The sequence below is a fragment of the Modestobacter sp. VKM Ac-2984 genome (assembly GCF_026967985.1).
Taxonomy (GTDB): Bacteria; Actinomycetota; Actinomycetes; order Mycobacteriales; family Geodermatophilaceae; genus Modestobacter.
Window position 1 is genome coordinate 339,394 of record NZ_JAPVBJ010000002.1, and the last position, 22,439, is coordinate 361,832.

The 22,439-nt window shown below is 73.2% G+C and carries 23 protein-coding genes; 7 read left to right on the forward strand and 16 right to left on the reverse strand.

Annotation, left to right across the window (positions count from 1 at the left end):
* Positions 1 to 28 precede the first annotated feature (28 nt).
* The 6 genes from O2W16_RS05480 to O2W16_RS05505 are packed head-to-tail and all read right to left on the reverse strand — an operon-like array spanning position 29 to position 6,186.
* Positions 29 to 697, reverse strand: a complete 669-nt coding sequence (locus tag O2W16_RS05480) for a 3-oxoacid CoA-transferase subunit B (RefSeq protein ID WP_269157794.1) — start codon at positions 695 to 697, stop codon at positions 29 to 31.
* Entirely contained in the window at positions 694 to 1,362 is a 669-nt protein-coding gene (locus tag O2W16_RS05485) for a 3-oxoacid CoA-transferase subunit A (RefSeq protein WP_269157795.1), read from the reverse strand. Before O2W16_RS05485 ends, O2W16_RS05480 begins: the two co-directional genes overlap by 4 nt.
* The gene (locus O2W16_RS05490) at positions 1,359 to 3,056 is read right to left on the reverse strand and encodes a thiamine pyrophosphate-binding protein (protein WP_269157796.1); all 1,698 of its coding nucleotides are present in this window, start codon (positions 3,054 to 3,056) and stop codon (positions 1,359 to 1,361) included. The genes O2W16_RS05485 and O2W16_RS05490 overlap by 4 nt, the downstream gene beginning before the upstream one ends.
* A complete protein-coding gene (locus tag O2W16_RS05495) occupies positions 3,040 to 4,020 on the reverse strand; it encodes a Bug family tripartite tricarboxylate transporter substrate binding protein (protein ID WP_269157797.1) in 981 nt (326 codons plus the stop codon). Before O2W16_RS05495 ends, O2W16_RS05490 begins: the two co-directional genes overlap by 17 nt.
* Positions 4,017 to 5,672: a tripartite tricarboxylate transporter permease gene (locus tag O2W16_RS05500; RefSeq protein ID WP_269157798.1), complete on the reverse strand. Its 1,656-nt coding sequence runs from the start codon at positions 5,670 to 5,672 to the stop codon at positions 4,017 to 4,019. Before O2W16_RS05500 ends, O2W16_RS05495 begins: the two co-directional genes overlap by 4 nt.
* A 1-nt stretch (position 5,673) precedes the next feature.
* Positions 5,674 to 6,186, reverse strand: a complete 513-nt coding sequence (locus tag O2W16_RS05505; RefSeq protein WP_269157799.1) for a tripartite tricarboxylate transporter TctB family protein — start codon at positions 6,184 to 6,186, stop codon at positions 5,674 to 5,676.
* 140 nt (positions 6,187 to 6,326) lie between these two features.
* On the opposite strand from O2W16_RS05505, the gene O2W16_RS05510 reads away from it, so the two are divergent.
* On the forward strand, positions 6,327 to 7,235 hold the full coding sequence (locus O2W16_RS05510; protein ID WP_269157800.1) for a LysR family transcriptional regulator: 909 nt from the start codon (positions 6,327 to 6,329) through the stop codon (positions 7,233 to 7,235).
* Between the two features lie 42 nt (positions 7,236 to 7,277).
* Here the strand turns inward: O2W16_RS05510 and O2W16_RS05515 are convergent, their stop codons facing one another.
* Entirely contained in the window at positions 7,278 to 8,285 is a 1,008-nt protein-coding gene (locus O2W16_RS05515) for a tripartite tricarboxylate transporter substrate binding protein (protein ID WP_269157801.1), read from the reverse strand.
* Between the two features lie 173 nt (positions 8,286 to 8,458).
* On the opposite strand from O2W16_RS05515, the gene O2W16_RS05520 reads away from it, so the two are divergent.
* Both O2W16_RS05520 and O2W16_RS05525 read left to right on the forward strand, forming a co-directional pair.
* Positions 8,459 to 10,024: an aldehyde dehydrogenase family protein gene (locus O2W16_RS05520; RefSeq protein WP_269157802.1), complete on the forward strand. Its 1,566-nt coding sequence runs from the start codon at positions 8,459 to 8,461 to the stop codon at positions 10,022 to 10,024.
* 55 nt (positions 10,025 to 10,079) lie between these two features.
* On the forward strand, positions 10,080 to 10,277 hold the full coding sequence (locus O2W16_RS05525; protein WP_269157803.1) for a hypothetical protein: 198 nt from the start codon (positions 10,080 to 10,082) through the stop codon (positions 10,275 to 10,277).
* Positions 10,278 to 10,342: 65 nt separating this feature from the next.
* Here O2W16_RS05525 and O2W16_RS05530 read toward each other — a convergent pair whose 3' ends face one another.
* Complete coding sequence (locus O2W16_RS05530; RefSeq protein ID WP_269157804.1) at positions 10,343 to 11,689, reverse strand: hypothetical protein; 1,347 nt, start codon at positions 11,687 to 11,689, stop codon at positions 10,343 to 10,345.
* 1 nt (position 11,690) lies between these two features.
* Complete coding sequence (locus tag O2W16_RS05535) at positions 11,691 to 12,191, reverse strand: SigE family RNA polymerase sigma factor (RefSeq protein WP_269157805.1); 501 nt, start codon at positions 12,189 to 12,191, stop codon at positions 11,691 to 11,693.
* Positions 12,192 to 12,330: 139 nt separating this feature from the next.
* Between O2W16_RS05535 and O2W16_RS05540 the strand changes: the two genes are divergently transcribed.
* A complete protein-coding gene (locus O2W16_RS05540) occupies positions 12,331 to 12,531 on the forward strand; it encodes a hypothetical protein (RefSeq protein WP_164700673.1) in 201 nt (66 codons plus the stop codon).
* A 4-nt stretch (positions 12,532 to 12,535) separates the two neighbouring features.
* Here O2W16_RS05540 and O2W16_RS05545 read toward each other — a convergent pair whose 3' ends face one another.
* From O2W16_RS05545 to O2W16_RS05560, 4 genes are all read right to left on the reverse strand, one after another.
* The gene (locus O2W16_RS05545; RefSeq protein ID WP_269157806.1) at positions 12,536 to 12,922 is read right to left on the reverse strand and encodes a DUF1801 domain-containing protein; all 387 of its coding nucleotides are present in this window, start codon (positions 12,920 to 12,922) and stop codon (positions 12,536 to 12,538) included.
* A 63-nt stretch (positions 12,923 to 12,985) separates the two neighbouring features.
* The gene (locus O2W16_RS05550) at positions 12,986 to 14,197 is read right to left on the reverse strand and encodes an acyl-CoA dehydrogenase family protein (RefSeq protein WP_269157807.1); all 1,212 of its coding nucleotides are present in this window, start codon (positions 14,195 to 14,197) and stop codon (positions 12,986 to 12,988) included.
* A 131-nt stretch (positions 14,198 to 14,328) separates the two neighbouring features.
* Entirely contained in the window at positions 14,329 to 14,790 is a 462-nt protein-coding gene (locus O2W16_RS05555; protein ID WP_269157808.1) for a DUF4383 domain-containing protein, read from the reverse strand.
* Between the two features lie 122 nt (positions 14,791 to 14,912).
* Positions 14,913 to 16,562, reverse strand: a complete 1,650-nt coding sequence (locus O2W16_RS05560; RefSeq protein WP_269157809.1) for a carbamoyltransferase family protein — start codon at positions 16,560 to 16,562, stop codon at positions 14,913 to 14,915.
* A gap of 180 nt (positions 16,563 to 16,742) precedes the next feature.
* Here O2W16_RS05560 and O2W16_RS05565 point away from each other — a divergent pair, with 180 nt between their 5' ends.
* Positions 16,743 to 17,390 (forward strand): flagellar brake protein, encoded by a 648-nt coding sequence (locus O2W16_RS05565; RefSeq protein WP_269157810.1) that lies wholly within the window; start codon positions 16,743 to 16,745, stop codon positions 17,388 to 17,390.
* Positions 17,391 to 17,400: 10 nt separating this feature from the next.
* Here the strand turns inward: O2W16_RS05565 and O2W16_RS05570 are convergent, their stop codons facing one another.
* The 3 genes from O2W16_RS05570 to O2W16_RS05580 form a co-directional block, all read right to left on the reverse strand.
* Positions 17,401 to 19,122, reverse strand: a complete 1,722-nt coding sequence (locus O2W16_RS05570; RefSeq protein ID WP_269157811.1) for a RecQ family ATP-dependent DNA helicase — start codon at positions 19,120 to 19,122, stop codon at positions 17,401 to 17,403.
* 103 nt (positions 19,123 to 19,225) lie between these two features.
* Positions 19,226 to 20,572: a phospholipid carrier-dependent glycosyltransferase gene (locus O2W16_RS05575; protein WP_269157812.1), complete on the reverse strand. Its 1,347-nt coding sequence runs from the start codon at positions 20,570 to 20,572 to the stop codon at positions 19,226 to 19,228.
* A 124-nt stretch (positions 20,573 to 20,696) separates the two neighbouring features.
* Positions 20,697 to 20,999, reverse strand: a complete 303-nt coding sequence (locus tag O2W16_RS05580; RefSeq protein ID WP_269157813.1) for a hypothetical protein — start codon at positions 20,997 to 20,999, stop codon at positions 20,697 to 20,699.
* 213 nt (positions 21,000 to 21,212) lie between these two features.
* Between O2W16_RS05580 and O2W16_RS05585 the strand changes: the two genes are divergently transcribed.
* On the forward strand, positions 21,213 to 21,977 hold the full coding sequence (locus O2W16_RS05585) for a polyprenol monophosphomannose synthase (protein ID WP_269157814.1): 765 nt from the start codon (positions 21,213 to 21,215) through the stop codon (positions 21,975 to 21,977).
* Positions 21,978 to 22,044: 67 nt separating this feature from the next.
* A complete protein-coding gene (locus O2W16_RS05590; protein WP_269157815.1) occupies positions 22,045 to 22,437 on the forward strand; it encodes a TOBE domain-containing protein in 393 nt (130 codons plus the stop codon).
* Positions 22,438 to 22,439: the final 2 nt, after the last annotated feature.

The following is a 22,439-nucleotide window of genomic DNA, read 5'->3' on the forward strand; positions in this document are numbered from 1 at the left end:
GTTGCCTCCGGTGGTGGGGTGGGGCCGGTCAGTGCGGGTCGAGCTCGCCGACGTCGTCGGCGAAGGTGAGCCGGGCGGCGGTGACCGACTGCAGCTCCGCGCGGGTGAGCCCCGGGGCCATCTCCTGGACGACCAGCCCGTCGGGGCCGACGTCGAGGACCGCCAGGTCGGTGTAGACCCGGTCCACCACTCGTCCGGCGGTGAGCGGGTAGGTGCACCGGGGCAGCAGCTTGGGGCGGCCGTCCCGGGTGGTGTGCGTCGTCATCACCAGCACGCGCTTGGCGCCCACGGCCAGGTCCATCGCCCCGCCGACGGCGGGCGGCATGGTGGCCAGGTCGGTGATCCAGTTGGCCAGGTCGCCGGTCTCGGAGACCTGGAAGGCGCCGAGCACGGAGATGTCGATGTGCCCGCCGCGCATCATCACGAACGCGTCGGTGTGGTGGAAGTAGCAGCCCCCGGGCAACAGCGTCACCGGCTGCTTGCCGGCGTTGATCAGCTCCCGGTCCTCCTCGCCGGGCGCCGGGGCCGGTCCCATCCCGAGGATCCCGTTCTCGCTGTGGTAGACGATCTCCTTGTCCGGTCCCACCACGTCGCCGACCAGGATCGGCATGCCGATGCCCAGGTTGACGTAGGAGCCGTCCGGGATGTCCCGGGCCACCCGCCGGGCCACGGCCACGTCGCTCAGCGGGCTGATCACGACGCCGCCACCTGGACCACCCGGTCGACGAAGATGCCGGGGGTGACCACCGCCTCGGGGTCCAGGTCGCCCAGCTCGACGAACTCCTCGACCTGCACCACCGTGAGCGCCGCCGCGGTGGCCATCGTGGGGCCGTAGTTGCGCGCCGCCGTCCGGTAGACGAGGTTGCCCCACCGGTCGGCCCGGTGGGCCTTGATCAGCGCGACGTCGCCGGGCAGCGGGTGCTCGAACACGTGCGGGCGGCCGTCGATGGTGCGCACCTCCTTGCCCTCGGCCAGCAGGGTGTCCGCGCCGGTCGGGGTGAAGAACCCGCCCAGCCCGGCGCCGGCGGCGCGCATCCGCTCGCTCAGCGTCCCCTGCGGCACCAGCTCCAGGCCGATCTCCCCGGCCCGCCACCGCTCCTCGAACCAGATCGAGCCCATCGACCGGGGGTAGGAGCAGACGACCGTCCGCACCCGGCGTTCCCGGATCAGCGCGGCGACGTCCCTCTCCCCCGCCCCGGCGTTGTTGGTGACCACGGTCAGGTCGCGGGCACCGTGGTCGAGCAGGGCGTGCACCAGCTCCACCGGGACGCCGGAGTCCCCGAAGCCCCCGATCAGCACCGTGGCGCCGTCGGAGATGCCGGCGACCGCGTCGGCGAGGGTCGCCACCCGCTTGTCGATCATCGCGGCCCCTGCCGGCGGTACCAGCGCGGCGAGGTCGACGGCGGCGGGGTGAGGGCCGCCCGCACCACCAGCACGTTCGGGCCGGTGGCGCCCAGCGCCGCGGTCAGCCGGCTCTCGAACTCCGGCCCGAAGCCGTCGACGGAGTCCGCCGGGACGCCGAAGGAGCGGGCCAGGGCGACGAAGTCGGGGGTGACCAGGTCGACGCCGCGGGTCGGGGTCCCGCTGTGCACCTGGTCGAAGCGGAGCATCCCGTAGCCGCCGTCGTCGACGATCACCACGGTCAGCGCGGGCTGCTCCTGCGCGACCGCCGCCAGCTCGCCGCAGGCGAAGAGGAAGCCGCCGTCGCCGACCAGGGCCAGGGCGCGGCCCTGCCCGGCCAGCGCGGCGCCGAGCGCCGCGGGGAAGGCGTAGCCGAGCGTGCCCCAGCCCATCGGGAAGGCCAGCCGGCGCGGCCCGGGGACCCGGCCGAACGCCGCCACCCAGTAGCCGGCGATGCACATGTCGGCCAGCAGCATCCCGTCGGGCAGCACTCCTTCAGGCGCGGACACCCGGTCCAGGACGTCCAGCAACTGGGCGGCCTGCGGGTCCTCGGCCGCCACCAGCGCGCGGACCCGGTCCCCCAGGCCGGCCAGCCGCTCCCGGAGCTGGGGGAGGCCGTCGCGCGGCGGGGTGCCGGCGAGGAGCTGGCCGACCACCGTGGTGGCGTCCCCCACCAGGGTCAGGTCGGCCGGGTAGTTCTTGTTCGCGTCGGCGGCGTCGACGTTCACCGCGAGCAGGGTGGCCGGCTGCGGCATCGCCCAGTTCTGCGTGGTCATCCCGTCGAGGTCGCTGCCGACGGCGATCACCAGGTCGGCGTCGTCCCACAGCGCCCCGATCTCGGGGACGTGCGCCGGCCCGGGGACCAGGCACGGGTGGTCGGGCCGGAGCACCCCGCGGCCGTTGTAGGTGGTGACCACCGGGGCGGCCAGCTGCTCGGCGAGCCGGCCCAGCACCTCCCCGGCGCCGCTGCGGAGCGCGCCGCCGCCGGCCCAGATTAGCGGGCGCCGGGCCGCGGTCAGCAGCTCCACCGCGCGGGCGACGTCCGCCTCGGGCGCGGTGGCCGACGGCGGGACGTCCGGGGCGGTCGGCCGGGCGCCGTCCACCGGCTGGCTGAGCAGGTCGGTCGGCACCCCGAGGTAGACCGGCCCGGTGGCGGCGGTCAGCGCGACGGCGCCGGCCCGCACCGTCTCCTCGCCCAGCCGGCCGGCCGAGTCGCAGGTGACCGTCAGCTTGGTGACCGGGGCGAACATCGCGCCTTGGTCCCGGGTCTCGTGCAGCACCCCGCGGTGCACGCCGGGGCGGCGCAGCGTGGTGGGGATGTCGGTGGCGACCACCAGCACCGGCGCGCCCGACGCCATCGCCTCGCCGGTGGCGCCCAGGGTGTTGGCCGCCCCGGGGCCGGTCGTGACGACGGCGACGCCGAGCCGGCCGGTGGCCCGGGCGTAGCCGTCGGCGGCGTAGACCGCAGTCTGTTCGTGCCGCACCCCGACCAGCCGCAGCCCCGCGGCGGCCGCCGCCTCCCAGACGGCCAGGTTGTGCACACCGGGCAGGCCGAAGGCGATCTCCACGCCCAGCTCCTGCAGGGCGGCGACCAGGTCGTCGGCGCCGGTCCGCACGCCGATCGCGGTCGTGGTGGCCTCAGTCACCGAGGACATCGCGGAAGGTCTCCTCGGTCTCGACGAACAGCTCGCCCAGGCCGTCGGCGCCGATGAACTCCTCCGGCACGTACCGCTCGTCCAGCGACTCGACGACCTGCGGGTCCTCGGTGGCGCTGCGCAGCGTGTCCTCCAGCGTCTGCACGGCCTCCTCCGGCGTGCCGGCCGGGGCGATGACCCCGAAGGTCGTGGTGCTCTGCACCAGCTCGGGGTAGCCCAGCTCGACGAAGGTGGGGGCGTCCACGTAGGGCAGCGGCTCGGGACTGCCGACGGCCAGCACCCGCAGGTCGCCGGACTCGATCGCGGGCAGGATGTCCTGGGACAGGTTGGCGAAGCCGGCGGTGACGTTCTCCCCCAGCAGCGCGGTCTGCACCTCCGCGTTGCCGTTGAACGGGACGACGGTGAGCGGGACGTCGTACAGCTCGCTGATCCGCTGGGTCTCCGCGGCGTGGGTGTTGGTGGCCCCGGGGGTGCCGACGGTGACCGCCTGCGGGTCCTCCCGGGCGGCCTCGAAGAGGTCCTCCAGCGACTGGTACGGCGAGTCGGCCGGCACGAGGATCCCCGAGGGCACCTGGGTGACCACGCCGATCGGCGCGAAGTCCTCCCGGGTGTAGCCGACGTCGTTGGACAGGTAGTTGAGCACCGCCGTGGGCAGCGCCGTCATCGACAGCGTGTAGCCGTCGGCGTCGGCGTTGATGAGCTGCTGGTAGGCGGTCGCCCCCGAGGCCCCGGGCGCGTTCTCCACGACGACGGACTGGTCGAGCTCGCTCTCCATGTGCGCCGCCAGCGCCCGGGCGGCGATGTCGGTCGGACCGCCGGCCGTGTAGGGCACCAGCAGCCGGATGTCCTCGGTCGGGTACTCCTCCGCGGCCCCGGAGGCGTCGGTGGTCTCCTCCGCGCCGCCGCATCCGGTCAGTGCGACGCCGGTGACGAGCAGGACGGCGAGGGTGCGGCGCGCGGTCATCGTTCTCCTGGGGTGGTGGAGGTGGACCCCGAGGGGCCGTCGGTGGGGGTGCCAGCAGTGGTGTCGGTGGTCGAGTCGGCGCCGGGGCTGCCCTCGGCGGTCACCTGCCGGTCGGCGTCCGGGGCCGATTCGTCGGTCTCGTCGACGTCGGCGGGGTCGACCCGGCCGAAGACCGCCTTGCGCCGGCGGCTGGTGATCGCGCTGACGATGATGATCAGCGCCATGAAGGCGAACATGCCGCCGGAGATGGGGCGGGTGACGAAGATGTCGAGGTCGCCGCCGGAGAGCAGCATCGACTGCCGGAAGGCCCGCTCGAGGATCGACCCGAGCACGAAGGCGAGCACCAGCGGGCCCGGCTCGAAGCCGGTCTTCTTCATCAGCCAGCCGATGACCCCGAAGCCCAGCACGACCCACATGTCGAACGCGTTGTTGTTGACCGAGAAGACGCCGACCATGGTGACCAGCAGCGCGAACGCGGCGAGGATGCCGGCCCGCACCCGGAGCATCTGGACGAAGACCCCGACCAGCGGGATGTTCAGCGCCAGCAACATCATGTTGCCGATCACCATCGAGGCGATGACGCCCCAGAAGATCTCCGGCTCCTGCTCGATCAGCTGCGGCCCCGGGGTGATGTTCTGCTGGATCAGGGCGCCGAAGATCAGCGCCAGCACCACGTTGGGCGGGATGCCCAGGGTGAGCAGCGGGATGAACGCCGAGGTGGAGGAGGCGTTGTTCGCCGTCTCCGGGCCGGCGACCCCCTCGATGGCGCCCTTGCCGAAACGGCTGGGGTCCTTGGCCCGGCGCTTCTCCATCGCGTAGGAGGCCAGCGAGGAGACCACCCCGCCGCCGCCGGGCAGCACCCCGATCACGAAGCCGAGCAGCGAGCCGCGGCCGATCGCGCCGGAGGAGTCGCGGAAGTCCTTCCGGGTCGGCCAGATGCCCTTGATCTTCGAGGTGACCGCCTGGACCTTGTCGGTGCGCTCCAGGCTGTGCAGGATCTCCCCGACACCGAACAGGCCCATCGCCACCGCGACGAAGTCCAGGCCGTTGAACAGCGCCACCTCGCCGAAGGTGAAGCGCGCCGTGCCGGTGATCGGGTCCAGGCCGATGGTGGCCAGCAGCAGCCCCAGGGCGGCCATGCACAGGCTCTTCAGCACCGAGCCGGTGCCCAGGTAGGTGACCAGCAGGATGCCCAGGATGGTCAGCGCGACGTACTCCGGCGGCCCGAAGGAGACCGCCAGGTCGGCCAGTGGGGGTGCCAGCAGGATCATCCCGATCACGGAGACCGTGCCGCCGATGTACGAGCCGATGGCGGCGATGCCGAGGGCCGGGCCGGCCCGGCCCTGCTTGGCCATCTGGTAGCCGTCGAAGGTGGTCACCACCGACGCCGCCTCGCCGGGCAGCCGCAGCAGCACCGAGGTGATCGTGCCGCCGTACATCGAGCCGTAGTAGATGCCGGCCAGCAGGATGATCGCGGTCACCGGCTCGACCGTGTAGGTGATCGGCAGCAGCAGGGCGATCGACGCCGTCGGCCCGAGGCCGGGCAGCACCCCGATGACGGTGCCGATCAGCACGCCGAAGAACACGTACAGCAGGTTGGTCGGGGTCAGGGCGACGGAGAAGCCCTGGAGGATGCCGTCCCAGCTGTCCACGTCAGCCCCCGATCACAGCGTCGACGAGGCCTTCGGGGAAGGGCACGCCGAGCAGTTCGACGAACAGCAGGTACATGACGGCCGTGCCGCCGACGGCCAGCCCCAGCGTCCAGCGCCAGGACTCACCGCCGAAGACCCGCAGCCACAGCACCAGCATCAGGAACGCCGAGACGACGAAGCCGAAGGTCTGGAACAGCAGGATGAAGACCCCGAGGCTGACCAGTCCGGCGATGATCCGAATCGTGCCGCGGGTCCACGGCTCGTAGTCCTCGGCCGGGTCGATGAGGACGAGCACGGCTGCGGTGCCGGTCAGCAGCAGCGAGACGATGAAGGGCCACAGCCCCGGGCCCGGGGCCGTGAGCTCGCCCAGGCCCAGCTGTCGGGAGCCGATGATCGCGGCCACCCCGAGGACGAGGAGCAGCAGGGGCGCGATCCGGTGCAACTGGCGCCACCGATGCCCCCGGTCCGCCGTCCCCTCGGTGGGGGCGCCGGACGCCGATGTCGAGCCGTGCACGTGCTCACCTCGTCCTCGTTGACGCCCCGTGTGAGCCAGGACACTAGGGCGGGCTTTGAGAATGGTCCAATACGGAATCGCCCGCTGATCCAGAACGGCTGTGCATGAGTGGGAGAGCATGAGCGAGAGAGGAGGAGGCGATGGAGCTGCGACACCTGCGCGCGTTCGCCGCCGTCGCCGAGGAGCTGCACTTCGGCCGGGCGGCGCTGCGGCTGCACGTGGCCCAGCCGGCGCTCAGTCAGCAGATCAAGCACCTCGAAGAGGACGTCGGCACGCTGCTGCTGGAGCGGACCACCCGGCAGGTGCGGCTGACCGCGGCGGGCGTGGTCTTCCTGGAGCACGTGCACCGGGTGCTGGCCGAGGTCGACCGGGCGCGCGAGTCGGTGCTGGCCGCCGAGCGGGGCGCCCGCGGCGAGATCCGGGTCGGGGTGACCGGGGCGATCACCTGGCGGCTGCTCCCCCGGATGGCCCGCGCCTACCGGCAGCGCTACCCGCTGGTGCGATTGGACCTGCACCCCGCGGTGTTCAGCGGCACCCAGGTCAGCTCGCTGCTGGACGGCCGGATCGACGTCGGCTTCCTCCGCGCGCCGGTGCCCGACGGGCCGTTGGCCAGCCGGGTCATCCTCAACGAGCCGCTGATGGCCGTGCTGCCGCTGGACCACCCGCTGGCGGGGCAGGCCGCGGTGGCGCTGGCGGACCTGTCCGGGGACGGCTTCATCACCTATCCCTCCCGCCAGGGGTCCGCACTGCGCGACGCGGCGGTGCACGCCTGCTTCTCCGCCGGGTTCACCCCGCGGGTGGTCCAGGAGGCCCCGGACACCCACACCGTGGTCGCCCTGGTCGGCGCAGCGGTGGGCGTGACGCTGATGCCCGCCTCCGCCGAGCGGCTGCAGCTGGAGGGGGTGGTCTTTCGGCCGATCGCCGGCGGGGTCGACCTGCGGGTGCCCATCGCGCTGGCCTGGCGACGGGAGGACCCCTCCCCGGTGCTGGCCGGTTTCCTGGCCACCGCCGAGGAGGTGCTGCCCAGTCCGTCACCAGGCGATCGGTGACCGGCGCCGTCCCCCGCTGCGGACGGCGCCGGCCACCAGGACTCACTCCTGCAGGATCGGGCCGTACGTCTCGACGATCTCGTCGATCCGGTCGGCGAAGGCGTCCGTGCCGATGAACTCGTCGGGCACGTACTCCTCGCCGAGCCGCTCCATCACCTCGGGCTGCTCCAGGCAGTCGTTGACCGTCGTCTCCAGGGTGGTGACGACGTCCTCGGGCGTGCCGGCCGGGGCTGCGAGACCGAACACCGACACGCTGTTGGTCAGCTCCGGGAAGCCCGACTCGGCCAGCGTGGGCACGTCCTCCAGGTAGTCGACCTGCTCGGGGGGGCTCACCGCCAGCGGCACGAACTCGCCGGCCTCGACGTTCGCCAGCACGTCCTCCGAGGCGTTGATGAAGACGGCGTCCACGTTGTCGCCCAGCAGGGCGGTGGTCATCTCGGCGTTGCCGGTGAACGGCACCGCGGTCAGCTGGACGTCGTACTCCGCGGCCAGCCGCTGCAGTTCCATCGCCTGGGACGTCGTCGCCCCGGGGACGCCGACGTTCACCTGGCCGGGGTTCTCCTCGGCGTACTGGAAGAACGCCTCGGCGTCGGCGAACTCGGAGTCCGCCCCGACCGCGAGGACGGAGGGGATCTCGGTGACGGCGGCGATCGGGACGTAGTCCTCGTTGGTGTAGCCGACGTCCTGCTGGAGCGGGTTGGTCGCGGTGGCCGGGACGGCGATCAGGGACAGGCTGTAGCCGTCGGCGCCGCCGGCCAGCATCGCCTGCATGCCGAGCGACCCCGAGGCGCCGGGGCGGTTCTCCACCACGACGGTCTGGCCGAACTCCGTGGACAGGCAGTCGCCGATCGTCCGTGCGGCCAGGTCGGTCGGGCCGCCCGCGGCGTAGGGGACGTAGAGGGTGATGTCGTCGGTCGGGTACTCCGCCGCTGCGGCGTCGTCCCCGCCACCTCCCACTGCGACCTCGTCCTCTTCCCCGCCGCCGCAGCCGGCCAGGGTGAGTGCAGATGCGGCGAGGAGTGCGGGAAGGGTGAGCCGGCGTCGTTGCATCGGTTGCCTCCGTCGTGTGTGGGGGAGTTGCCTGCGAAGGCAGTGGCCTGGCTCACTGTGCCCTCCCTCGCGCACGGTCGCCCGGCCGCTGGATCACGGTCGGGCAACGATCCCGCAGGCCCTGTGAGCCAGTTCACTTACCAGACGTCCAAGACGACTGGCAGAGTGCCGACATGGCTGCTGCGTCGTCGCCCCCCGCCCTGCACGTCAAGCCCGGCACGGAGTGGGCCTCGGTCCTCGGCCGTGCCGCAGGGCTCGCCCCGGAGGCGTTCGGCACCGACCGGCTGCACAACCTGGTGGACGGTGCCTGGCGGCCGATCGGCAGCCCCGAGCCGCTGGTCACCCCGGTCGACGGCACCAAGCTCATCGGCCTCCCCCGGCTGTCGGCCGGCGAGGCGCAGCACGCCGTGCTGGCCGCCGCCGCGGCGCACCGCGAGTGGGCACGGACGCCGCTGGCCGAGCGCAAGGCCCGGGTCACCGCGGCCGTCGACGCGATGGCCGCGGCCCGCGACGAGCTGGCCCTGCTGCTGGCCTGGGAGATCGGCAAGCCGTGGAAGCTGGCCTGCGCCGACGTCGACCGGGCGCTGGACGGCGTGCGCTGGTACGTCGATGGGATCGACACCATGCTCGGCGACCGCGCGCCGCTGGCCGGCCCGGTGTCCAACATCGCCAGCTGGAACTACCCGATGTCGGTGCTGGTGCACGCCGAGCTCGTGCAGCTGCTGGCCGGCAACGCCGTGCTGGCCAAGACGCCGTCCCAGGGTGGCGCCGCGTGCCTGACCCTGGCCCACGCGCTGATGGCCCACGCGGGGCTGCCGGTCACGCTGCTCTCCGGCGGCGGCGCGGAGCTGTCGTCGGTGCTGGTGCGCTCCCCGGAGATCGGCGCGCTGGCCTTCGTCGGCGGCCGCTCCAACGGCGGCAAGGTCGCCGCCGACCTGCTGGACACCGGCAAGCGGCACATGCTCGAGCAGGAGGGCCTCAACGCCTGGGGGATCTGGGAGTTCTCCGACTGGGCCGGGCTGGCCGCCCACCTGAAGAAGGGCTTCGAGTACGGCAAGCAGCGGTGCACCGCCTACCCGCGTTACGTCGTCCAGCGCGAGCTCGTCGACCAGTTCCTCGCCACCTACCTGCCGCTGGTGCAGTCGCTCCGGTTCGGGCACCCGCTGGCCGTCGAGGCCGACGCCGACGACCTCCCCACCCTGGACTTCGGGCCGGTGATCAGCGCCGCCAAGGCCCAGGAGCTGGGCCGCCAGGTGGACGACGCGATGCACCGCGGCGCCGTCCCGCTGTACCGGGGCAGCGTCGCCGACGGCCGGTTCATCACCGGGCAGGACACCTCGGCCTACGTGGCACCGGCGGCGCTGCTCTCCCCGGCCGGCGCGAGCTCCCTCATGCACGCCGAGCCGTTCGGGCCGATCGACACGATCGTCGTGGTCGACTCCGAGGCGGAGCTGTTGGCCCAGATGAACGCCTCCAACGGCGCGCTGGTCGCCAGCCTGGCCTGCGACGACGAGGACAAGGCCCGCCGGCTGGCCCGGGAGGTGCAGGCGTTCAAGGTCGGCATCAACAAGCCCCGCTCGCGCGGCGACCGGGCCGAGCCGTTCGGTGGCCGGGGCGCGTCCTGGCTGGGCTGCTTCGTCGGCGGCGAGCTGCTGGTGCAGGCGGTCACCCAGGGGGCGGAGAACGAGCTGCTCTACGGCAACTTCCCCGAGCACTCGCGCTACCCCGCCGCCATCTGACCACCCGCCACGGCCTCCGGGCGGGGCGGACACGGGGTCTGAGAGGGTCGGTGGCATGACCTCACCGGAGCCGCGCGCCCCCCGACAGCGGCTGATCGGCCTGTTCCTGCTGGGCGTCGCCGCCGTCCTGCTGGTCTCCTCGGTCACCTGGTTCGGCAGCGACCGGGGTGCGATCGGCATCGCCCAGGTGGTGGTGGGCCTGGTGCTGGCGGCGGTGGGCGGCCTCGTGGTGCGCCGGGCGCAGCCGCGCTGACCCCCGCCGTCCCCGCGCCTCGGCGGCCAGCTGCCGCATCGCGGTGACCGACGCCGGCTCCCCGGTCATCGGGCGAGCCCGGTCAGCGGCCCCTCGGCGACCACGGTGCCGGCCGCGTCGAGGACCCGCACCATCGCCGCCGACGGGGGCACAGCGCCTGCGCCGCCCCCGGACACCAGGGGCAGGGTCGTGAGCAGGTCGCCGTCCCCGTCCAACACCTCGGCGGTGACGCCGGTGAGCGGCCCGCTCACCGCCAGGTCCCCGCCGGAGATCGGCAGGGCGAACAGCCGGTCCAGCAGGTCGGGTCCGGCGGCCGCGGGCGCGCCGGCGACGGTGGCCGTCTCACTGCTGTCGGTTTCGGCGATGGACCGGCCCGCCCAGGTCACCGTCGCCCCGGACGGGAACGTGAGGCCGACCATGATGATCTGCTCGGCTGCACTGCCGGTGGGGGTGCCGACGGCCAGCAGCGTGGGCTGCACGTCCTCCGGTCGGACGCCGTAGTGGCCGAGCGCCGTCTGGAGCAGTCCCTGCAGCCAGGTCTCGTTGGCCGACGACCGCAGGCCCCGCGGGTCCGCGACGGGGATCGGCGAGGTGGCCACCGCCTCAGCACTCTCGCTGAACCCACCGCCCAGGGTGTAGGCGGTCGTGCCGTCCCGGACCACCCGGACCTGCGGACCGAGCAGCCAACCGGTCGGTGCGGGGACGTCGATCACGGCCACCCCGTCGGTCGCCGGAACCGGCGTGAACTCGGTGGTCTCCGAGCCGTCCGCGGCGACCGACGGCCCGGGGGCGTAGGTGAACTCGTCGTCGGGGCGGCTCACCGCGATCAGCACGCCGCGGGAGGCGGCCGCATCGGTGACGTCGAGCAGCAGCTGTGGCTGGTCCGGGAAGGTCTCCTGCGGCCGCGTCGCCGGTGTCATCTCCTCCGGTCGCGCCCCGGTCGGGCCGGTGAACCAGATCGAGGACAGCTGGGCGTCCTCCCGGCCGAACACCAGGGCGACGCGGCCGGTGGCCGTGTCCTCGGCGAAGGCCACCCGGTGCGAGTCGCTTGGTGGTGTCGGCACGTAGGCCGGGTCCCACGGTCCCCAGCCCAGGGCCGCGACGTCGGCGAGCCACTCCTCGTCACTGGCGAGGGAGCCTCGGGTCGGCAGGTCGTAGAGGCTCGGCAGTGGCGTGCTGGACGGTGCGGCCACGTCGTCCGCGGTGTCGACCGTGGGGAGCAGGCCGCGCAGCACCGGCACCGACCCGAAGACCAGCACCACGGCCAGCCCCACGCCGACCACGGCCGCCTGCTGACGGCGCTGCCGCCGGTGCCGCACCCGGGTGCGCTCGGCCAGGTCCGCGGGGGCGCGGGGCGCCGGGCGGGTGGCGAGGTGCGTGCGCAGGTCGGTCTCGACGTCGATCAGGTCCATCTCAGCGCTCCTCGAGGGCACGGGCGGGCAGGACGGCGCGCAGCCGGGCGAGACCGCGGGTGGTCTGGCTCTTCACGGTGTTGACCGAGCAGCCCAGTGCGGCTGCGGTGGCGGCCTCGCCGAGGTCCTCGCCGTAGCGGAGCACCAGGACTGCGCGCATCCGCGGCGGCAGGGTGGCCAGCGCCGTCGCCATGGCGTCGCGCTCGGCGAACGCGTCGGTCTGGTCGGGCTCGGGGGCGTCGTGCGCCGGGAGGGAGACGATCTCCTGGGTGGTGCGCCGGCGGCGCCAGCTCGCGGCGCTGGTCACCAGCACCTTGCGCACGTAGGGGTAGGCGTCCGTGCCGGAGATCCGGCCCCAGTGCCGGTAGGCCTTGAGCAGGGCGGTCTGCAGCAGGTCCTCGGCGTGGCCGCGGTCGGCGGTCAGCAGGAAACCGACCCGCAGCAGGTCGTCGGAGCGTGCGGCGACGAACGCCTCGAACGCTGCCTCGTGCTCGGCTCTCACCGGATCCCCCCGTCGTCACCCTGTAAGACGCGGTGAGCACGGCCGGAGGGGTGTCTCCGTGACCTCATCGTGATCATCTGGCGTTCTCGGCGGACACCCGGCACTGTGACTCACGACACATCGAGCAGTGGAGGTGGCCGTGCAGATCAGCAGGGAGCAGTTGGTCCAGGTGCTGCGCACCGAGGGGGACAACGACACCGCGGACAAGGTGGAAGGAGACCTGCCGGAGCAGATCGACACCGACCGGGACGGCGATGCGCTGGCCGCGGCGGGGCTCGACCGCACCCAGCTGATGGCCAAGCTGGCCGGCGGTTCGTTCGGGGGCACGCTGGCCCCCTGAGCGCTCACCGCAGGTTGCTGCGCCGCCCCAGGGCGATGGCCTGGTGCACGAACTCGGCGACGGCATCTGCCGCCTCCGGGGTGGGGGCGGCGACGAACTCCAGGGAGCGGACCGTGCGGCCGGTGCCGCGGAGCAGTCCCTCGGGGTCGGGCAGCTGTGTGCCGCGCTCGAAGACGAGGGTCACCCCGGTGTCGCGGGGGAACAGGCCGCAGACGAAGCCGGCCTGCGGGTGGCGGTGGTTGGTGCTGTGCCAGCCGGTCCGCACCCGCTCCTGCAGCTCCGGGTACGCCGTCCGGAGCAGGTCGCGCAGGTCCAGCGTGGCCCTCGCCACGGCGAGTGGGTGGCCGGCCAGCAGCTGCTGGATCTCGTCGGGAGGAGCCGGAGCGCTCATGGCAGCACTGTGCACCCGCCCACCGACGGTCCTGGGTCGGCCAGGACCGTCGGTGGGGTGCGGCTACCCGGCGAAGGGGCGCTCGCGGGCCAGTTCCTCCTTGGCGACCCCGCGGATGTGCACCGCGTCCGGGCCGTCGACGATCCGCAGCGTGCGGGCGCTGGCGTAGAACCGGGCCAGCACGGTGTCGCCGCTGACCCCGGCACCACCGTGGATCTGGATCGCCCGGTCGATGACGTCCAGGGCCACCCGCGGTGCGGCGACCTTGATCGCGGAGATCTCGGTGCGGGCGCCCTTGGCCCCGAACCGGTCGATCAGGTCGGCGGTCTGCAGCACGTAGAGCCGGGCCTGGTCGATCTCGATCCGGGAGAGCGCGATCGACTCCCGCACGGTGCCCTGCTCGGCCAGCGGCCGGCCGAAGGCGACCCGGGACTTCGCCCGTTCCACCATCAGCGCCAGCGCCCGCTCGGCCATGCCGATGGCGCGCATGCAGTGGTGGATGCGGCCGGGGCCGAGCCGGGCCTGGGCGATCATGAAGCCGTCGCCCTCGCCGGAGAGGATGTTGCCCACCGGCACCCGGACGTCGGTGAACCGCAGCTCCGAGTGTCCGTGCTGGTCCTGGTAGCCGAACACCGGCAGGTGCCGGACGATCTCCAGGCCCGGGGTGTCGCGCGGCACCAGCACCATCGACTGCTGGCGATGCGGCGGGCCGTCCGGGTCGGTCTTGCCCATCAGGATGAAGATCTCGCAGCGCTCGTCCGCGGCGCCGCTGGTCCACCACTTGCGGCCGTTGATGACGTACTCGTCGCCGTCCCGGACGATCGAGGTCTGGATGTTGCGGGCGTCGGAGCTGGCGACGTCCGGCTCGGTCATGGCGAAGCCGGAGCGGATCTCGCCCTCCAGCAGCGGGGTGAGCCAGCGGGCCTTCTGCTCCTCGGTGCCGAAGAGCATCAGGGTCTCCATGTTCCCGGTGTCCGGGGCCCCGCAGTTGGTCGCCTCCGGCGCGATCACCGGCGACCAGCCCATGATCTCGGCGATCGAGGCGTACTCGAGGTTGGTCATGCCCCCGAGTTCGTGGTGGAAGAGGTTCCACAGGCCGCGCGTGCGCGCCTCGGCCTTGAGGTCCTCCAGGACGGGTGGATGGGCGTGGTCGTCGTGGCCGCGCGCAGCGCGCCACTCCTCGTACACGGGCTCAGCGGGGAAGACCTGCTCCCGCATGAAGTCCCACATCCGGCCACTGACGTCCTCGGCCTTGGCGGAGAGGGTGAAGTCCATGGACGGACGTTAGCGCCGGACGTGACGCAGGACGCACCGGGGTCTGGCACCCGGTGCCAGACGCACGACCGCCCGGACACCGGGTGGTGTCCGGGCGGCCGTGGTCACGAGGTGTGCGGGCTCGACCGCCGTCAGCGACGCAGGGACTCGTCCGGTCCGCGCGCGGTGTCCACGGTCTTCACCGGGCCCAGGGCGATGGCCAGGCCGGCGATGACGCTGGCCAGGTGCAGCCAGTTGTCGGCCCAGTTGATGCTCAGGAAGTTCAGCGAGTCGTCCCCGCCCGCGGCGAAGAGGCCGTAGACGAAGGCGGCGCCGTAACCGACGGCCAGCAGCCAGCCGTACACGCGGGCGGTGCTCAGCTTGCTGGCCAGCGCGATGCCGGCCAGCCCGATGACCAGGTGGACGATGTTGTGCAGCGGGTTGATGCCGAACCCGAGGATCGTCTCGTCGGTGTGCTCGGCGAAGTCGTCGAAGCCGGTGATGAAGAAGCCGACGATGCCGACGATCGTGTAGACGACACCGATCGCCAGGGCGAGCATCTGCGGCCAGGTCATGCCTCGACGGCCGGCGCCGGGCAGGTCTGCAGTGGACATGGGTGCCTCCGTGTTGTCACTGCCCGCCAGGTGCTCGGCGGGCCTGCACAGCCAGTTCCCAGACTCCAGGTACGAAAACGGCCGCCACCCGATCGGGTGGCGGCCGTTGCCGAACCGTCATCTCAGGCCGGGCGGGGTGTCGCCTTCGGCCGCCGGACGACGAACGGGCCGATCGCGAGCAGGTCGACCGGCGCCGAGCCGAAGCACTCCAGCGCGTCCCGGGGGTCGTCGACCATCGGCCGGCCGGCGGTGTTCAGGCTCGTGTTCACCACCACCGGCAGCCCGGTACGCCGCTCGAACGCCGAGATCATCCGGTGCACCAGCGGGGACTCCGCCGGGTCGATCGTCTGGATCCGCGCCGTCCCGTCGACGTGGGTGACCGTGGGGATGCGTTCCCGCCACTCGGGGGCCACGTCGTGCACGAAGAGCATGTACGGCGAGGGGATCGGCCCGCGGCTGAAGATCTCCGGCGCCCGCTCCAGCAGCACCATGGGGGCCACCGGGCGGAACTGCTCCCGGCCCTTGACGTCGTTCATCCGCTCCAGGTTGGCCTCGAAGCCGGGGTGGGCGATCAGCGAGCGGTGGCCCAGTGCCCGGGGGCCGTACTCGCTGCGGCCCTGGAACCAGGCGACGATGCCGTTGTCGGCCAGCACCTCGGCCACGGCCTCGGCCACGTCGTCCGGACGCTCGTAGTCGATCGCCGCGGTGATCAGCACCTGCTCGATCTCGTCGTCGGACCAGCCCCGGCCGAGTGCGGCGCCGGGCATCGGCTGGGTCTCCTCACCGAGCTCGCGGGCCACGTGCAGGGCGGCACCCAGCGCCGTCCCGGAGTCCCCGGCGGCCGGCTGCACCCAGACCTGCTCGAACGGGCTCTCGGCCAGGATCCGGGTGTTGGCCACGCAGTTGAGCGCGGTCCCGCCGGCCAGGGTGAGGGTCGTCTCGCCGGTCTGCTCGTGCACCCAGCGGGCCAGGTCGATCAGCACCTCCTCCAGCCGCTGCTGGACGCTGGCGGCCAGGTCGGCGTGGTCGGAGGTCCACTGGTCGCCCTTGCCCAGGCGCGGGGCGAACTCGGTGTAGTCGATGGGCTCGGTGCGGAAGCCGCCGTCGTCGGTGGCCCGGATCAGCTCGGTCAGGTCGCCGACGAACCGCGGCTTGCCGTAGCTGGCCATCGCCATGACCTTGAACTCGTCGGAGCTGCGCAGGAAGCCCAGGTGGTCGGTGAGGTCCTCGTACATGAGGCCCAGGGAGTGCGGCAGCGCCTGACCGGCGAGCACCTCGAGCTGGCCGTCGACGTAGCGGCCCGCCAGGTGGCTGTGCGCCTCACCGCGACCGTCGAGCACCAGGACCGCGTTGTCCCGCTGCGGGGCACCCAGGCCGGCCGAGGCCGCGTGCGCCACGTGGTGCTTGACGAAGCGGACCTTCGCCGGGTCGAGCCCGGGCAGGGCGTGCGCCAGGAAGTCCGGGGCCATCTCCGCGTACTTCTTGCGCATCACGTCGCCGTCGTCGAACAGCCCCGAGTCCTCCGGGGTGCCCATCAGCGCGGGATCGAAGGAGTAGGCGACCGCGTCCAGCTCCTCGGGGCGGATGCCGGCCTCGCGCAGGCACCACGCCGCGGCCAGCTCGGGCAGCTCCCAAGCGCTCCAGGGGAGCGGGCGCTTGCCGTGCTTGCGCCGGCTGAACCGCTCCTCCTCCGCCGCGGCGACGACCTTCCCGTCGACGACCAGCGCCGCCGACGGGTCGTGGTAGATCGCGTTGATGCCCAGGACCTTCACGCGTGCACTCCTCCCGGCCGGGCTCCAGCGGCCCGGTCCCCGTTCATGATCACGCCGGAGGCCGGTCGCCGCACGGTGAGCCGCCCGGATCACGTCCCCGGTGGTCGAGGTGGGGCGGCGACCTGCCGATGTGCTGTCCGAGGCCTGAGCGGACGGCCTCCGGAGCACGGGGGAGAGGCGATGACGGCAGCCGGCTCGGGGAGCGACCTCCCGGAGGTCAACACGGTCGTGGACCTGGAGGTGGCGCACGCCGCCCCCCTCATCAGCTGGGTCCGGGAGAGCAGCTCGGAGCAGCTGGTGCTGGTCGCCGGGCAGGACGACGAACGGCGACCGGTGCGGCCGGCCGCGAACGAGGCGCTGACCGTCGTCTGGAAGGGGCCGGACGGGCTCCGGGCGCTGCCGGGGGAGTTCCTGGCGGTCCGCCTGGGCGGTCCCGAACCGCTGTGGGAGGTCCGGCCGACGGGGCCCACCGTGCGGGCCCAGCGCCGCGATGCCGTGCGGAGCCCGCTGGTCCTCCCGGTGTGCGTGACCCTCCCCGGGGGCGAGCTCACCGGTGCGACGCTCGACCTCAGCGAGGGCGGGTGCCGCTGCGCCGTCGAGGCGCGCGCCGGTGTGCGGATCGGGGTGGGCACCATCGTGACGGTGGGCCTGGAGCTGGGCGGGGAGCTGGTCCGGACCGAGGCCGAGGTCGTGCGCACGCTGCCGCTGGCCGGTGAGCGCACCCAGCTGTCCCTGCGGTTCATCGGGCTCGGCGAGCGGCACGAGGACCGCATCCGAGCGCTGGTCTTCGCCGAGCTGCGCGAGCGCCGCCGCCGCGGCCTCCCCTGAGCACGGCCGGTCAGCCGCCGGGGCGGCCCCGCAGCAGGTCGTGGTCGAGCACGGCCCGGAGCGCCAGCGTCTTGTAACCGACCTCCTCGAACAGGACGACGACGCGGTCGTCCTCGTGCCGCATGACGACGCCGGGGCCCCACTCGGTGTGCTCGACGGGCAGGTCGACCGGGAACGGGTGGTCGGCGTCGGCGGTGTGCTGCTCCTGGGAGAGCCCCGCGCTGCAGTTGTCGCAGTTGCCGCACGGGGAGTCCAGCTGCTCGCCGAAGTAACCGAGCAGGAACTGCCGCCGGCAGCCGGTGGTCTCGGCGTAGCCGCGCATCATCTCCACCCGGCTCTCGTCCACCCGGACGTGGTGCTCGGCGAGCTCCCGGGCAGCAGCGGCGGCCTCCCCGGCGGGCGGGGCGTCCGGGGCCGGTGACGCGGTCCCCTCCTCGTCCACGACGACGGCGCCCGCCTGCTCCAGCAGGTTCAGGTCGCGCACCAGCGGGGTCGCGGCGCGGCCGGTCTCCTCCCGCAGGTCGCGGACGTCGACGCCGTCCATCCCCGCCGCGGCCCCCGCCTGCACCAGTCCGGCGACCTGCTGCAGCTCCTCCTCGGCCGGGGCGCCGGCCGCGAAGAACCGGCGCAGCCCCAGGTCCTCCTGGCGGTGGACCAGCACGGCCACCGCCGGCTCGCCGTCTCGGCCGGCCCGGCCGATCTCCTGGTAGTAGCTGTCGACCGAGTCGGCCGGTTCGGCGTGCACGACGAACCGGGTCTGCGGCTTGTCGATGCCCATGCCGAAGGCGGTGGTCGCGACGACGACGTCCAGCTCGTCGGCCATGAACTGCCGCTGCACCTCCTCGCGGTCGCTCTTCTTCAACCCGGCGTGGTAGGCCCGGGCGCGGATCCCGCGCTCGGCGAGGGCGTCGGCGAGCTCCTCGGTGCTGCGGCGGGTGGCGCTGTAGACGATCCCGCTCCCGCGTTCGGTCAGCTCGGCCACCCGGTCCAGGACGGCGGTGTGCTTGGCGTGCGCGTCGGCCCGCTGCTCGACCTCCAACCGGATCTCCGGCCGGTCGAAGCCGGCGACGACGACCTCCGGGTCGGTCATCTCCAGCCGTTCGACGATCTCGGCCCGCACGGGTGGCGCGGCGGTCGCGGTCAGGGCCAGCACGGTCGGGTGCCCCAGCTGCTGGACGACCCCGCCCAGTCGCAGGTAGTCGGGGCGGAAGTCGTGCCCCCAGGCGGAGACGCAGTGCGCCTCGTCGACGACGAACAGCGCCGGGGCCGCCGTCCGCAGCGCCGCCACGACCTCCGGCTTGGCCAGCTGTTCCGGGGCGAGGAAGCAGTAGCGGACCGTTCCGTCACGCACGCCGTCCAGCACCGCCTGGTGCTCCAGTGCAGGCAGGCTGGAGTTGAGCACCGCCGCCCGGCCGACCCGCTCCTCGCCCAGCTCCTCCAGGCGCTGGACCTGGTCGCGCTGTAGCGCGATGAGCGGCGAGACGATCACGACCGGGCCGTCGAGCAGCAGCCCGGTGACGGTGTAGACCGCGGACTTGCCGGCCCCCGAGGGCAGCACGGCGAGGGTGTCGCGGCCGGCCGCGACCGCCTTCATCGCCTCCTCCTGGCCGGCCCGGAACTCCTCGAACCCGAGCACCTCCCGGGCGGTCTCCCGGATCCGCCGGGTGCGGACGGAGGCGGAGCCCCCGGCGGTGGTCTTCGGGTCGGCGGCGCGCTGGGCGGTCTGGGTCACCGACCGCGACTTCCCGAGCCCCGAGATCGACAAACGACCCGCAGGCCGGGCCCCGGACCGGTCGTCGGGGCCAGCTCGGTGCCGTCGGCTGCCGGAGCCGAGGTCAGTCCCAGGAGTCGAGCCAGAAGCGCAGGTCCAGGCTGTCGGACCCCAGCGGGATCCCCAGCCAGACCGGGGCGAAGAAGGCGAACCCGGCGACGGAGAGGGCGAGCACCACGCCGCCGGCCAGCCGCGGTCGGCGGGTCGCCTGCACCGCGCGGACCAGGCCCAGGGCGATGAACGGCACCACCGGGACCATGTAGAAGAAGTAGCCGGGCTTGTTCGCGGCCAGCCAGGGAGCCCACAGCAGCACCAGCGGGACCAGGACGGTGGCTGCGACGCCGTCCCGGCGGGCGACCGCGCGCCAGATGAGCACCGGGTAGGCCAGCAGCGCCGGCCACCACAGGCCGGGGTTCCCGAGCATGACGATGCGCGCCCGGGTGTCCGGTGGCACCTCGCACTCCCCGGCCTCCTGCTGCGCGGTGGTGCAGCTCTCGGCGTAGACCAGCACCGGCCGCTCCAGCCAGGGCCAGCCGACCGGGCTCGACCGGTACGGGTGGCTGGCCTCCAGGCCGAGGTGGTAGTCGACCAGGTCGACCTGGCTCTGCCCCCACGTCTCCAGCCGATCACCCGGTGAGGTGCCGCAGTCCCCGGCCTCGCAGGCCTGCTGGGCGGCGTAGCTCTCGGGGTAGTTGGCGAACCAGCCCGCGAAGCTGGCGACGTAGACGGCGGCGGGGACCATCAGCAGGCTCAGCACCGCACCGCCGGTGACCGCACCGGCGCGGCGGGCGGCCGCGCGGAACGTCTCGCCCCTTCCGCTGAGCTCGGTGCCGAGCACCAGCAGCCCGGCGACGCCGACGGCGATCAGGCCGGACCACTTGGTGGCCACCGCGAGCCCCAGGGTGACCCCGGCCAGCCAGCGGTGGCGGGAGCCGAGGAAGGACCGCCACAGCGTCTCGCCGGCCACGCGGGTCCGGGTGCGCGCGTCCCGGTCCAGGAGCACCAGCCAGAACGTCGCGACGACGAACAGGCCGAGGGCCGCGTCGAGCATGGCGATCCGGCTCGACGTCACGGCGAGGCCGTCCAGGGCGACGAGCACGGCGGCGAGCGCGGCCGGGGCGGTGCGGCGGAGCAGCCGGAGACCGCTGAGGTAGGTCAACAGCACCGTCAGCGAGCCGGCGGCGGCCATGCCGACCCGCCAGCCGAAGGGGGTGGAGCCGAACAGCTCCATGCCGGCGGCGATCACCCACTTGCCGACGGGGGGATGGGCCGGGCGGCCCTCCTCGACACCTCGGACCAGGTAGTCGGAGGCGTCGACGGCGTAGTACTTCTCGTCGAAGTAGAGGCGGTCCGGGTCGCCGAGATCCCAGAACCGGATGACGGCGGCCAGGCCCAGCAGCGTCAGCGGCACGCCCCACCGCACGACCCCCGGTGGCATGCGTCGGACCGACGACGGGCGGCGCCTGGTGGCGCCGCCCGTCTCGTGCTGCGCGACCGGTGGTGCGGTGGCGCTCACTGGTCAGATGACCTGGTGATCAGTCGTCGATGAGGCCCTCGTCCTCGTCGGCCGGGACGTCGACGTCGAACTCGGTCTCGGTCTCGACCTCGAGCTCGGTCTCGGTCTCGACGACGACCTCCTCGGTCTCGGTCTCGGTCTCGGTCGGCTCCAGGGTCTCGGTGACCTCGGTCTCGACCTCCTCGGTCTCGGTGAGCTCCTCGGTCACCTCCACCTCGACGGTGCCGTCGTCGTCGGTGTTCTCGCCGGAACAGCCGGCGGCGCCGAAGATGAGGAGGCTGGAGAAGGTGGCGGCAGAGACGCCGCGGACGAGCTTGTTCATGGGAGCTCCTGTGTTCGGGGTGAACGGTCGCCGAAGGGCATGACCGGATATCACCGCCCTCACACACCCGAGACGCATAACGATCGGGTCACAGCACGTGAACCCTCTTCCCGTGCAACGATCCGACAACGGTGGAGCAGCCGAAATGATGTTGATGAATGGCGTGTCCGCCGGCTCGGCATTGGTAATGGCGGGAAGGTGAACCCTCGGTCCGTGTGCGTCTGCATCCCCACCTACCAGGAGCGGGAGAGCCTGCCGCGCACGCTGGACGGCGTGCTGCGCGCCGTTCCGCACGCGCACGTGCTGGTGATCGACGACAACAGCCCCGACGGCACCGGGGAGCTCGCCGACCGGCTGGCCGCCGACGACCCGCGGGTGCACGTGCTGCACCGCGCGGGGAAGGAGGGGCTGGGGCCGGCCTACATCGCCGGCTTCCGCTGGGCCCTGGCCGAGGGCTTCGACGTGGTGGCGCAGATGGACGCCGACGGGTCGCACCGACCCGAGGACCTGCCCCGGCTGCTGGCGGCGCTGAGCGGAGCCGACGCCGTGCTCGGCTCCCGGTGGGTGCCCGGCGGCGCCGTCGCCGACTGGCCGCACAGCCGGGAGCTGCTGAGCCGCACCGCCAACCGCTACGTGCGCGCCGCCCTGCGACTGCCGGTGGGCGACGCGACCGGGGGCTTCCGGGCGTTCCGCCGGCGCACCCTGGAGCGCCTGGACCTCGACGCCGTGCAGAGCCAGGGCTACTGCTTCCAGATCGACATGACCCGCCAGGTCTGGGCTCGCGGCCTGCGCCTGGTCGAGGTGCCGATCCTGTTCGTGAACCGGGAGTTCGGCGAGAGCAAGATGAGCTCGCGGATCATCCGCGAGGCGCTGGTCCGCGTCACCGCCTGGTCGCTGACCTCCCGCCGGCCCGTGTCCGCACCGCCGCGGCCGGCGACCAGCCGTGGTGAGCAGCTGATCCACCGAATCGCCACCTGACCCGCGGTCCGCGGATGCGGACATACGCCTGTTGTCCGCCCGCAGATGCGGAACTAGGGTGCTCGGCGTGCCCACCTCCTACCGGATCGCCGAGGCCGCTGCGCTGCTCGGCGTCAGTGACGACACGGTCCGGCGCTGGATCGACAGCGACCGGCTGCCCGCCACCCGGGGTGGGGGCCCGGCGCAGGTCGACGGCGTCGCGCTGGCCCGGGTGGCGGCCGAGTTGCACGAAGCGCCCCAGCCGGGCGCCACCCGCTCGTCCTCGGCCCGTAACCGGCTCACCGGGATCGTGACCCGGGTGGTCCGGGACACCGTGATGGCGCAGGTGGAGATCCAGGCCGGGCCGTTCCGGGTGGTGTCGCTCATGTCGCGGGAGGCTGCCGACGAGCTGGGCCTGGCGCCCGGCGTCCGGGCGGTGGCCACGGTGAAGGCGACCCAGGTCAGCGTGGACGTGCCGTGAGT

Excerpts from the sequence above, each read along its gene's own strand:
- O2W16_RS05485 (WP_269157795.1), bottom strand. The coding sequence starts at position 1,362 with ATGATCGACAAGCGGGTGGCGACCCTCGCCGACGCGGTCGCCGGCATC.
- O2W16_RS05490 (WP_269157796.1), bottom strand. The coding sequence starts at position 3,056 with ATGTCCTCGGTGACTGAGGCCACCACGACCGCGATCGGCGTGCGGACC.
- O2W16_RS05495 (WP_269157797.1), bottom strand. The coding sequence starts at position 4,020 with ATGACCGCGCGCCGCACCCTCGCCGTCCTGCTCGTCACCGGCGTCGCA.
- O2W16_RS05510 (WP_269157800.1), top strand. The coding sequence starts at position 6,327 with ATGGAGCTGCGACACCTGCGCGCGTTCGCCGCCGTCGCCGAGGAGCTG.
- O2W16_RS05515 (WP_269157801.1), bottom strand. The coding sequence starts at position 8,285 with ATGCAACGACGCCGGCTCACCCTTCCCGCACTCCTCGCCGCATCTGCA.
- O2W16_RS05520 (WP_269157802.1), top strand. The coding sequence starts at position 8,459 with ATGGCTGCTGCGTCGTCGCCCCCCGCCCTGCACGTCAAGCCCGGCACG.
- O2W16_RS05525 (WP_269157803.1), top strand. The coding sequence starts at position 10,080 with ATGACCTCACCGGAGCCGCGCGCCCCCCGACAGCGGCTGATCGGCCTG.
- O2W16_RS05530 (WP_269157804.1), bottom strand. The coding sequence starts at position 11,689 with ATGGACCTGATCGACGTCGAGACCGACCTGCGCACGCACCTCGCCACC.
- O2W16_RS05545 (WP_269157806.1), bottom strand. The coding sequence starts at position 12,922 with ATGAGCGCTCCGGCTCCTCCCGACGAGATCCAGCAGCTGCTGGCCGGC.
- O2W16_RS05550 (WP_269157807.1), bottom strand. The coding sequence starts at position 14,197 with ATGGACTTCACCCTCTCCGCCAAGGCCGAGGACGTCAGTGGCCGGATG.
- O2W16_RS05555 (WP_269157808.1), bottom strand. The coding sequence starts at position 14,790 with ATGTCCACTGCAGACCTGCCCGGCGCCGGCCGTCGAGGCATGACCTGG.
- O2W16_RS05565 (WP_269157810.1), top strand. The coding sequence starts at position 16,743 with ATGACGGCAGCCGGCTCGGGGAGCGACCTCCCGGAGGTCAACACGGTC.
- O2W16_RS05580 (WP_269157813.1), bottom strand. The coding sequence starts at position 20,999 with ATGAACAAGCTCGTCCGCGGCGTCTCTGCCGCCACCTTCTCCAGCCTC.